This window comes from Burkholderia sp. BCC0397, assembly GCF_902832865.1.
Taxonomy (GTDB): domain Bacteria; phylum Pseudomonadota; class Gammaproteobacteria; order Burkholderiales; family Burkholderiaceae; genus Burkholderia.
The window spans coordinates 26,310-38,584 of sequence record NZ_CADFDL010000011.1 but is presented as its reverse complement, the minus strand read 5'-3'; the positions used below and the strand labels follow the sequence as shown (position 1 = coordinate 38,584).

Here is a 12,275-nt window from a genome sequence, read left to right as displayed (position 1 = left end):
CAAGCACACGACATCACGCCAGTGACTCGCTAGGGCAAGAATTAGTGAATAAAAAGCAGGGGCTCACTATCGCTCGCCAAAAAATCTAAGAAATTATCTGACGATGTAGACACCCAATTAACCTCATCCACTGGACTAAATTCGACGCCAGCAACAACATCCCTCTTTACCGCCTCGCGAAAAAACCTCTCCGAACAAAAAATAGGATCTTGCTCTGCAGTTATATCCTTAATTTTGAAAAAATCCCTCTCCAACCCCTCCTTAAACGAAATATTTTCAATATGGAAAATTCCACCATACTCATTCGGCACGAGCGTGGAGCCCGCCCCGACAACACCATCCCTATCCTCGTACAAATTCCGATCAAAAATTATTATACGATACTCTTTATCAGCAATATTTCGCCCCTTTGAATTGACAATCTTTATAGGTTGAGTTTCTTTGATAGGAACAGAGAAATCCTTCAGAAGCTCAAAAAATCCTTGACTTACAACATGAAACGTAGGGCCGGCGCCACTGGACCTAATATCATACGCAATCAATTTATCCCGCGAAATCAGGAACATTTCACCAGGAAAAATACTCCCCTGCCCTGATCGCCCTGCGTACCAGGGCATTACGCCATAGCTTATCCCCTTAATATTTTCTTCAAATCGATCCAAAACAACGCCTTGCATTTCACCTACCGGGCACCCCCGCCCCTTTCTTTCTACCAATGCATAATATTTCATGATCTTCCTCAAAAAATACGAATTGGATTGCTACCAGGCGCCATCAACGCCACTCTACTGGCAGATTGCAACTGTGATATTTTTTGACGAGCTGTCGATTTATCAATTCTCCCCGCGTCCAAATCAGTCTCAATATCCTTCACCTTAGCACCAACCGCCGCGGAATATACCGCATGAGGTCCGCAATGATAAAATTTTCTCTTCATTTGCTTAGCCTTATCCACGCTAGCCGGCATAAGCAATCCATTTTCTTTTTTATCTCTCTCATCGCCCATACCGATCTTATCGAAGAATAATTGGTGCTTATTCCAGATTTCCTCCGGAATCAAATGATGCGCCTGCATCTGGTCGTGAGCCACTCCACCCAGATTACGATTCAGGGTCGAGCTGCACATCCCTTGAGGATCAGTCCACTGAACCGGATTGGGCGCGTATTGATAGCTATTTAACCCACCAGTCAGACCAATCGGATCCTTACTGACAAAGCGCCCAAGAACAGGATCATAGTACCGATACCGGTTATACCTCAGCCCCGTCTCCGCATCCTCCTGCTGCCCCTGGAACCGAATCGGGTTCCTCGGCTCCACGCCCGCCGCCTTCGACACCCGCGCAATCACTTCCCGCGCCTCGCCCCAGGCCCGATACGACGCCTCCCAGACCACCTCTCCCACCTCGTCCGTCATCAACAACGGCGTACCAATCTGGTCACAGTGGTAATAGAACAAATGCGCGTCCGACTGTCTTTCCGGCACACGTTGCAGCGGATCCTGCTCCGGCACATACGGCTCGCCTTCCCGCCAAACCGGCGTCTGAATCCCCGCGACCGGTTGCGCCGTCACATATTGCGCAAGCGGAACGAACGTTTCCGGCTCGTACACGTACTGCGTCGCACCGGCCTCGTTGCTTTCGTACGCAAGCTGATCGCCATCCCAGCCGAACACCGTCCGCACGCCATCCACGTCCTTGCCGATCCGGCGCCCGAAGGAATCGTAGAAATACCGGGCCTCATGCTGCCGCCCGGTCTCCTCGACACGCGCCACTCTCAACCGGTTGAATCCGTCCCACTCGTATTCCTGCCGACCGGACGGCGATCGCTTGCCGATCAGGTTCCCCCGCGCGTCGTATTCGAAGTGGGTACCCGCATATTCCTTCAACAGATTCCCGAGCACTCGCGGCACTTCCGCCGGCAATGTGCTGTCCACGCTGTCCGGCACCACCGGACTCGCTTTCACCGCCCCCGGAGTACGTGCGTGCCGGGGACTGCCGTGATCAATGATGTTGCTTGCCGGGTCAAAGGCGAAAGTCTCCGTACCGAGCGGCCCGATCGCCGCGATAAGGCGGCCGACAGGGTCATAACGATAGTTGACCAGCCCCTTGCGGCTGTCCTCGATATGCTCGAGCTGCCCCACGGCGTCGTACCGGTACCGGCGCTCGGCCAACGCGGCAGGCGCATTCGATCGCCGAACGGCCTGCCGGGTGATTCGGCCGGCCGGATCGTACTGCGTCTGCTGCCCCACCTTGCTCGACAGTATCCGCCCGGTTTCGCGGTGCAGATCGTCGCGCTCGAACTGGATTCGCTCCTCGCCGTCGAGCAAGAGCCCGTGCACATGACCGGAACCGTAGATCAGCCAGTCCAGCACATGGCCATCGGGGCGAACGGTCTTGATCCGCGTGCCGATTTCGTCGTATTCGTGATGCCACAGGTAGCTGCGCGATTCACCGAACAGCCGATAAGCATGATGTTCGCGCACCAGATTGCCGACCGGATCGAAAAACATCTGCGTCCGGCTGTGACTGTTACGCGCCTCGATGAGTCGCCCACTGGCGTCGTACGCGAATCGCTCTTTGCTCGCACCCGAGGTCCGGCATACGATGCGGCCGGCCTGATCGAATTCGAGTTCGGTCACCTGCCCGCCTTCGTCGATCTTCACCGGCTGCAGCGTACCCTCGCTGTATCCGTATGTCGTCCGCTTGCCGTCGAACCCGATCTCTTCCAGCAAGCGCCCGGCGGGATCATAGTGAAATTGATAGGTCGCGCGATTCGCATCGGTCAACGCAGTCAAGCGACCGAGGCGGTCGTAACGGTAGGCGAGCGTGTATCCGAGCGCATCGACGCGGCTGGCCACGCGCCCCGCGACGTCGTATGAAAAACGTGTCACGCGCTCCAGCGGGTCGGTATGGGACAGCAGACGGCCTTCGGCATCATGCGTGTATCGATAGGTGCCTGCTGAAGACGAGATCTCGCTGACCGCCCCATTCGGGCCGTACCGGTAAACCGTGGCATTGCCCGCTGCATCGATCGACTGCGCAAGTCGCCCGTCGCCATCGTAGCGCCACTTCGTTACCTTGCCCGAGCAGTCGGTGTACTGAAGCAATTGTCCCGCGTCATCGTAGACAAGTACCTTCGCACCGCCCTTCGCATCGACCATCTTGACCGGCATCCCGGCGGCGTTGTACGCATACTTCGTCTCGTGCCCGAGCGGGTCCTTCTGCGCGACCAGATTGCCCGCGTCATCGTATGAGCGCTCCCACACATAGCCTTCGGAGTCCTTGAGACGAACGAGATGATCGCGGTCGTCGTACCCCATCTCGATCACGGCCCCGTCGACGCGATAATGCTTCGTCATGTTCCCGCGTGCATCGTAGTCCATCTCCTCGATGCCGCCGTCGCGATGAACGTGCATGACCAGGTTGTTGTCCTGGTCGCGCCGCATCCACTCCTCGGTGCCATCCGGATACGCGATCCGGTACATATATCCGCGGATGTTGTAGTAGTACCGCGTGACGTTGCCCAGCGCATCGGTGACATAGGTCAGGCGGATGTTCGGATGCCACATGAGGCGAATGTCGTGGCTGCCGTCATCGGCATATTCGCGCACGCACCGCGCATTCGTGTTGTCGTCGCGCTCCGCCCCTTCCCACTCGAGGTTCATGCCGCGACCGGTGCGATCCGTATAGCGAGTAATCAAATGACGGTCGTACGCATACTGGCGCACGTTGCCGTAACGATCCGCTGCACGCACGAGATCGCCGCTCTCGTCGTATTGGTATTGGGCAAGCGTGGTGCGCGTGTTCGCGTCGACGATCTGCTCGATCGTTGCGATGCGTCCGCGGCTGTCGTGACGAAACGCGAGCGTATGACCGGCCGAACTGACGAGCCGCGCCAGACGATTCGCGTCGTCGTAATCGAGCGCGATCGTGTTTCCCGCGCGATCCTTCTGCAACGCGAGGCGGAACGAATCGCCGCGCTTCTCGTAGACGTGCAGCAAATCGTGACCGTACGCGACAGTCGTCCACGTGTCGTCGAGCCGGCTCAGCGTCACACCTTCCACGCGGTCGTCGTGAACGGCGCCTGCCGCGAGCGCCGGATATTCGATGTTGCGGCCGGTTGAATCGCTGTAGATCCATTTGCCGTCCCGAACATCGATGCGCGTCATGTACGGCGAGAGCCAGCGCGCGCCCAGTTCGCCGGCATCGTATCCGGCCAGCCGCGACCGATAGACGCGTATCCAGACGACGGGCATCGCACCCGGCAATTCGAAATCGGCATGAGAAAACGTCTCGTCGCCGAACGCGTAGCTGATCGAACCGCCCGACGCGCCGACCCCGCACTCTTCGCAGTGGTCGACACCGGATCCCTTCGCTCTCGCCTCCTTCTTCGTCGCGGCAACGGGCACTTGCGGCCGCCGGGCCTCTGCTTCCGTCGTGCCCTGCGACTTGATCGATGCGGCCCGCATCGCGTCGCGCTTATGCCGCAACGCATTGACCAGCTTGAGCAGCAGCCACATCAGCTTGCCTTCGTCGCTTCCCTTCAGCTCGTTGATCTTGCCGACCACCACCGGAGCCAGCGTGCGCAAGGACACGGCAATCTGGCGAATCGGTGCGACGTAATTCTCGGGAACGAGCCCGGACATCGTGCTGCCCGCGGCGTTGGCACCGCGCTTGCCGAGCGCCTTCTCGGACTCGGCCAGATACCCCCACGCCCCCGTTACAAGATCCGTGCTGAACCATCCGCCCTTCTTCATCTGCTGACGATACTCGGCGGCCCGCCGCTCGTTCTCCGCTGGATCGAACAGTTGCCCCGCCAACACCGCATCGATGCCGTCCGCGAGACTCGTCAGGATCTCCTGGGCTTTCGCCGCGCAGTGGTCGATCACGTCGTTGAGCACGGCCTGCAGCTTCGTCAGGAAATCCTCGATCTCGGTCGCGCATGACGCCTGGACATGCGTGACGACGATCGATATGAGCGCGGCGCCGATGTCGCGCTTGTGAATCAGGATTTCATTGCGGATCAGCGCCAGCAGCGGCCGCGCCGTGAGGCGCATGGGCGCCAGTACCGGCGGAAACGGAATCACGCCGATCAGGTTGATCGCGAGCCCGAGATAGTCGAGCAGTTCGCCGCCGCGCTTGCGGATGATCGAGACGATGTCGGTGAGCGCGTCGGCCAGCGCCATCAGGTTGTTGAGCACCGGAATCATGCTCGCGACCGTTTTCAATCGATCGACGTCCACGTAGCCATGCGTCACGCTGATCAGCCACGCGTTGAAGCCTTCGCCGGATGCGACGACGTCGTCCGGATGAACATCGGTCAACCACGGGGTGGCCTGTTCATACTCCGCGCCCGGAGGGAGTTTTTGATCTGCCATGCTCTCAGGATTCTTCTGGTTGTTCGTTTTTCGATGTGCGGCGGCCTCGCCTTCTCTCGTGTCTCGGACGGCCTGCCAACGGCTCGGGGCATTGTACCGACGATTGCGCGACGGGAAAATGAAAGGTCTCCTTCCCCGGCAGACGCCCAATCCTTCGAGCCCCATTTATCGCGGCTCGCCGTTGCACCGACTTTATGTAAATTTCGTAACCGTCTGTCCCGGCGGCAACGGGCGCGGGACGCCGGAAACGGCCTCCTTCCGGGCGCGACTCGATCGGCACGACCCCGATACGACGGGATGAACAGGTCTTCCTCCGGTCCGTCGCCCATGCCCGCCTCGCAAACACCCCGGACGCAGATTCGGAAGTCGTTCACCTCCGCGCCCCGGTAACATGCTACCGGGCCAACTACCGGCTTCCGGCTGCCTTTCGGCAACCGTCATTGTCGGCAAATCGTAAGCATTCCATGTCCATACAACGACTATCCACGTACGCCCGCCGGATCGCGCTGATCGCGCTGCTGCAGTTCGCGGCGATCGCGACCGCGTCGGCGTTTCCGGCGGCCGCTTCCGCTCCCGTCGCGAGCGGCGTCGGCGCCACCGTGCCGGCCATCTCGCTGCCCGACGCCGTCGCGCAGCTCAAGCAGATGCAGGCCGAGCTGGACCGCATCAAGCAGCAGACCTCGACCACGTCCAACAGCAAGGAGCTGGACGCGCTCGACGACTCGGCGCAGGAACTGAGCGCCGATGTCGCGAAACTGCAGAGCGATCTCACGCCGCAACGCGCGCAGGTCCAAGCGCAACTCGACGTGCTCGGGCCGCCGCCGGCCGAGGGCGCCGCACCGGAAACGGCAGCCGTCGCGAAGCAGCGGGCCGCGCTGGGCGCGCGCAAGACGCAGATCGACGCCGCGCTGAAGCAGGCCGCCGACCAGAAGACGAGCCTCACGAACCTGACCGAGCAGTTCGCGAAGCTGCATCGCAGCCTCCTGAAGAACCAGCTCGCATTCCGTTCGGGCAGCATCTTCAGCGCGCAGTTCTGGCTGCCGCTGTTCCACCTGTCGCCGGACGATCGCCAGCGGCTCGATGATTTCAACCGCGAGCTGTTCGACATGCTGCATTCGTCGTGGGTACCCGGGCAACGGGCGCTCACCACGCTGCTGCTGATCGCCGCATTCGCGGCATGGCTCGGCGGCCGCCGGCTCATCGAGCGCGGGCTCGCGTGGATCGCACTGAACCGCCTGCCGCCCTCCCGCTTGCGCCGCAGCGCACTGGCGCTGACGACCGCACTATCGACCTTCCTCGCGACGGCCATCGCGATTCAGATCCTCTACCTCGCCGTCGCGCGCCACTACGAGCTCACGCCGTCGCTGACCGATCTGTGGGACCAGTTCGCGAAGCTCGCCGCGACCTGCGCACTGATCGCCGGGCTCGGCCGCGCGCTGCTTTGCACGAAGCATCCGTCGTGGCGCCTGCCGGCGCTCGCCGATCCCGTCGCGCTCGCGATGAAGCCGTTCCCCGCCATCCTGGCCGGGCTGCTGCTGGTGTCGGGCACGCTCGAATCGATCAACCGGATCGTCGACACCAGCCTGTCGGTCACGCTGTTCGGTCGCGGCATCGTGTCGCTCGTCGTCGCGCTGACGGTCGGCGCATCGCTGTTGCGCGCGAACCGCGCGCGCAGCGCACTTGCAGCGGCAGGCGAGGCGCCCGAGCAGCGCTCGACGCTCGCCGGGCTGATCCATGCCGGCGTCACGCTCGCGATCGTCGCGTCGTTGATCGCACTCCTGATCGGTTACATCACGGTCGCGCGCTTCATCACGTACGAGCTCGTATGGTTCGAGATCGTGCTGTGCGCAACCTACATCCTGATCCAGTTGACGCGCGACGCGAGCGAAAGCCTGTTCTCGTCGAGCCTGTCGACGGGCCAGCAGATCAAGCATCTGTTCGCGCTCGAAGACCGCCACCTCGACCAGGCGCGCACGGTCCTGTCCGGCTTCGGCACGAGCCTGCTGATGCTGATCGCGGCGATCGCGCTGCTGACCGGCGGGTTCGGCACGACGCCGGGCGACCTGCTCGACAGCGCGGTCGCGATGATCGGCAGCCAGCGGCTGCAGAGCCTGAACATCATGCCTGACCGGATCATGAACGCCGTGATCGGCTTCGCGATCGGCTTCTACCTGCTGCGCTCGCTGCGCCGCTGGCTCGACGGCGAATTCATGCCCGCGCTCGGCATGGATACGGGCATGCGCGTGTCGCTGATCACGCTGTTCACCAACGTCGGCTACGTGCTGCTCGTGCTGATGACGCTCGGGCTGCTCGGCGTCCGGTGGAACAATCTCGCGTGGATCGTCAGCGCGTTGTCGGTCGGTATCGGCTTCGGCCTGCAGGAGATCGTGAAGAACTTCGTGTCGGGGCTGATCCTGCTGACCGAGCGCCCGGTGAAGGTGGGCGACATGATCAGCATCGCGGGCGTCGAAGGCGACATCCGCCGCATCAACGTGCGCGCGACCGAGATCCAGCTCAGCGACCGCTCGACCGTGATCGTGCCGAATTCGCAGCTGATCTCGCAGAACCTGCGCAACGTGACGATGGGCAACAGCACGCAGGGCGTCGCGACGCTGGTGCTGACGTTCCCGCTGAACACCGATCCCGAGCAGGTACGCGACCTGCTGCTCGATGCGTATCGCGAGCACCAGGCGATTCTCGACAAACCGGCGCCGTCGGTGACGTTCAGCCAGCTCACGCCGGACGGGATCACGCTGAGCGTGACGGGTTACGTGTCGAGCCCGCGGATCGCGAGTTCGACGAAGAGCGACCTGCTGTTCGAGATCCTCAAGCAGTTGCGCGCGGCGGGGATCACGCTGTCGAGCCCGCAGATGCTGGTCGTGCAGAACATGCCGGCGAACGATGGTCCGACGCGGCAAGAATCGTAAGTGAGCCATTGAGCGGCGACGCTCACGCTCGATCGGCGCGCCGCGCGCATCGCAGTAAACGACAAGGGCCGGTTACCGCTTTCGCGGCAACCGGCCCTTCTCATTCGACCGTCGAAGCGCCCTGGCCGGGCGCCTGCACTTATACGTCGAACTTCACCCCCTGCGCCAGCGGCAGTTGCCGGCTGTAGTTGATCGTATTCGTCGCACGGCGCATATACGCCTTCCATGCATCCGAACCCGACTCGCGGCCGCCGCCCGTTTCCTTCTCGCCGCCGAACGCGCCGCCGATTTCCGCGCCGCTCGTGCCAATGTTCACGTTGACGATCCCGCAGTCGCTGCCGGCCGCCGACATGAACTGCTCGGCCTCGCGCATGTCGTTCGTGAAGATCGCCGACGACAGGCCTTGCGGCACCGCGTTGTGCACGTCGATCGCGTCTTCGAAGTTGTCGTAGATCATCACGTACAGGATCGGCGCGAACGTCTCGCGCTCGACCACCGCCGATTGCTTCGGCATCCGCACGATGGCCGGACGCACGTAGTACGCATCCGCGTGACCGACGTCGACGCGCTCGCCGCCCTTCACTTCGCCGCCCTGCTCGCGTGCATCGGCCAGCGCCTTCTGCATCGCATCGAACGACGCACGATCGACCAGCGGGCCGACCAGCGTACCTTCTTCAAGGGGGTTGCCGACCTTCACCGACGCGTAGGCCTTCTCGATGCGCGGCAGCAACTGCTCGACGAGGCTGCGATGCACGATCAGGCGGCGCAGCGTCGTGCAGCGCTGGCCGGCCGTGCCGACCGCCGCGAACGTGACCGCGCGCACGACGAGATCGAGATCCGCGCTCGGCGCGACGATCATCCCGTTGTTGCCGCCGAGTTCGAGAATGCCGCGTGCCAGGCGCTGGCTCAGCACCTTCGCGACTTCCTGGCCCATCCGCACGCTGCCCGTCGCGCTGACGACCGGCACCTTCTTCGACGCCGTCAGCACCTCGCCGACATCGCGCATGCCGAGCACCAGTTGGCTCAGCTCCGCCGGCGCGACGCCCGGATGCGTCTTCTCGAACTCGCGGAGCGCCTTCTGGAGCAGCACATGGCAGGCGATCGCGGTAAGCGGCGTCTTCTCGGACGGCTTCCACACGACCGAATCGCCGCACACGAACGCGAGCGCCGCATTCCACGCCCACACCGCAACCGGGAAGTTGAACGCCGAAATCACGCCGCACACGCCGATCGGGTGCCACGTTTCCATCATCCGGTGGCCCGGGCGCTCGGACGCGATCGTGAGACCGTAAAGCTGGCGCGACAGACCGACCGCGAAATCGCAGATGTCGATCATTTCCTGCACTTCACCGAGCCCTTCCGACGTGATCTTGCCGGCTTCGAGCGTGACGAGGCGGCCGAGCTCGGCCTTGTGCTCGCGCAGCACGTTGCCGAACACGCGCACGAGTTCGCCGCGCACCGGCGCCGGCACCGTGCGCCACTTGAGGAATGCGTCGTGCGCGGCGTCGATCTTGCGCTCTGCGTCGGCGGGCGTGTCGACGGCCAGCGTCGCGAGCGTCGCGCCGTCGAGCGGCGAACGCGCGGTCAGCGCATTGCCTTTCCACTGGGCGAGATCGATGTCGAGCGCGGCAAGAATGTCGTTGAATTGCATCACTTCCTCTTCAGGGACAGATTGATCGGTGCGGCGGCAGCGCCGCCCGCGTGATTCGATTGGAGCGCGTTCGAGCGCCTTGTGCAAGCGGATGCGCCGCGCGGCGGGCCCGGTGCGCCATCCGGCGCATCGCGGTTGCGCCGCCGCCGGAAAGCCCGGCCGGACGGCGCGCCCCCGCCTCGCGAGGCACGATCCATGAAACACATTGTCGATGGCTACAAGTCGGGCCGCTATTGATATTAACTCACGACTTCATTCCCAAAACGCAAGAAGTCAACCGGCCAGCCGCGCCTGTACCCGCGCCGATATCGGACGTTTCCAAAGCCCGCAGACAGGTACTCGGACGCGTCCCAGCCCGACACAAGTTGATGACCATCGCGCATCACCCTGTTCGGAAATATCGTTTGCCGCCCGTCCACCAGGCACACACAATCGGTGCGACGTCGAGGTGCAACGCACCCGGCGCGCCGCCGGCCGTCACTACGGCTGCCGGACGACCGACGAAGGCGACACGCACCACGGCCCGCTCAGCGGGCCGGTTTCGCACCGCATCACCGCTGCCCGGCCCACGGCCGGCGACGCGTCGCGCTTCGTCACCGAAAAACAATCCCGGAGACAGCGCCCAGCGCCCGCCATGCATTCAGATGCCCGCCCCGATTCGTCCCGCCCGTCCGGCTCGCCGCCCGCGAAGCCGTCCCTCCACCGCGCGTTGCAGGCCCGCCATCTCCGGATGATCGCGATCGGCGGCTCGATCGGCACGGGCCTGTTCGTCGCGTCCGGCGCATCGATCTCGCAAGCCGGGCCGGGCGGCGCGATGGTCGCGTACATGCTGATCGGCCTGATGGTCTATTTCCTGATGACGAGCCTCGGCGAAATGGCCGCGTTCATGCCGGTGTCGGGGTCGTTCGCGACCTACGGCGCGAAGTTCGTCGACGAAGGCTTCGGCTTCGCGCTCGGCTGGAACTACTGGTACAGCTGGGCCATGACGCTGGCGGTGGAGCTCGTCGCCGCGCAGCTCGTGATGCACTACTGGTTCCCGCACGTGCCGGGCGTCTGGTGGAGCGCGCTGTTCCTCACCTTGATCTTCGCGCTCAACGCGCTGTCGGTGCGCGGCTTCGGCGAAGCCGAATACTGGTTCGCGCTGATCAAGGTGCTGACGGTGCTCGCGTTCGTCGGCGTCGGCCTGTTGATGATCTTCGGGATCATGCAGGGCGGCCCGAGCGCCGGCTGGGGCAACTTCACGATCGGCGACGCGCCGTTCGTCGGCGGCTGGGCAACGATGCTCGGTGTCGCGATGATCGCGGGCTTCTCGTTCCAGGGCACCGAAATGATCGGCGTCGCGGCCGGCGAATCGGAAAATCCGCGCACGACGATTCCGCGCGCGGTGAGCCAGATCTTCTGGCGCATCCTGCTGTTCTACGTGTTCGCGATCTTCGTGATCGGCGTGCTGGTTCCGTACACCGATCCGAGCCTGCTGAAGAGCGACGTGACCGATATCGGCGTGAGCCCGTTCACGCTGGTGTTCCGCCACGCTGGCCTGGCCTTCGCGGCCGGCGTGATGAACGCGGTGATCCTGACGGCCGTGCTGTCGGCCGGCAACTCGGGCATGTATGCGTCGACGCGCATGCTCTACAACCTCGCGGTCGAAGGCCGCGCGCCGAAGCTGTTCGCGAAGCTGTCGCCGGGCGGCGTGCCGCGCAACGCGCTGTATGCGACCACCGCGATCGGCGCGCTGTGTTTCCTCACGTCGCTCTACGGCGACAAGACGGTCTACCTGTGGCTGCTGAACACGTCGGGCATGGCCGGCTTCATCACGTGGCTCGGCATCGCGGTCAGCCACTACCGCTTCCGCAAGGGTTTCCTGAAGCAGGGCTATCGGCTCGACCAGTTGCCGTACCGGTCGAAGTGGTTCCCGTTCGGCCCGCTGTTCGCGTTCGCGCTGTGCGCGGTCGTCGCGCTCGGCCAGGACTACCAGGCATTCCTCGCCGACAAGATCGACTGGGCCGGCATCGCCGCGACCTACATCGGCCTGCCGTTCTTCCTGGCGATCTGGCTCGGCTACGCGCTCGTGCGCAAATGCCGCCTCGTCCGCTACGAGGACATGGAGATCGCGCCGTGGATCGAACGCAACGCGACGCCCGACGCCACCGAAAAGGCCGACGCCGGCTATCCGGCCTACGTCGCCCGTCCGGTCAACCCGACGCCGGGCGCCTGAAGCCCGGTAACGCGCCGGCGGCCGCCCGAGCGCGGCGGCCGCTGCGCTGAACACCCCATTCGACGCGGCGCGCGCGTTCAGGCAAGATCGACGCGCGCCGTCCGT

At 63.3% G+C, this 12,275-nt stretch carries 5 protein-coding genes; 2 read left to right on the top strand and 3 right to left on the bottom strand.

The genetic code is table 11. The features are described 5' to 3' along the window. Positions 1-41: 41 nt before the first annotated feature. Both HWX03_RS27190 and HWX03_RS27185 read right to left on the bottom strand, forming a co-directional pair. Complete coding sequence (locus HWX03_RS27190) at positions 42-731, bottom strand: hypothetical protein (protein WP_175873365.1); 690 nt, start codon at positions 729-731, stop codon at positions 42-44. 8 nt (positions 732-739) lie between these two features. Continuing rightward, positions 740-5,377 carry an RHS repeat-associated core domain-containing protein gene (locus HWX03_RS27185; RefSeq protein WP_175873364.1) on the bottom strand — a complete coding sequence of 1,546 codons (4,638 nt, stop codon included), beginning with the start codon at positions 5,375-5,377 and terminating at the stop codon, positions 740-742. Positions 5,378-5,841: 464 nt separating this feature from the next. Between HWX03_RS27185 and HWX03_RS27180 the strand changes: the two genes are divergently transcribed. Further along, positions 5,842-8,304: a DUF3772 domain-containing protein gene (locus HWX03_RS27180; RefSeq protein ID WP_175873363.1), complete on the top strand. Its 2,463-nt coding sequence runs from the start codon at positions 5,842-5,844 to the stop codon at positions 8,302-8,304. 139 nt (positions 8,305-8,443) lie between these two features. Here HWX03_RS27180 and HWX03_RS27175 read toward each other — a convergent pair whose 3' ends face one another. Further along, a complete protein-coding gene (locus HWX03_RS27175) occupies positions 8,444-9,955 on the bottom strand; it encodes an aldehyde dehydrogenase family protein (RefSeq protein WP_174434124.1) in 1,512 nt (503 codons plus the stop codon). Positions 9,956-10,685: 730 nt separating this feature from the next. Between HWX03_RS27175 and HWX03_RS27170 the strand changes: the two genes are divergently transcribed. Continuing rightward, positions 10,686-12,170 (top strand): amino acid permease, encoded by a 1,485-nt coding sequence (locus HWX03_RS27170; RefSeq protein ID WP_347879538.1) that lies wholly within the window; start codon positions 10,686-10,688, stop codon positions 12,168-12,170. The last annotated feature ends 105 nt before the right edge of the window (positions 12,171-12,275 follow it).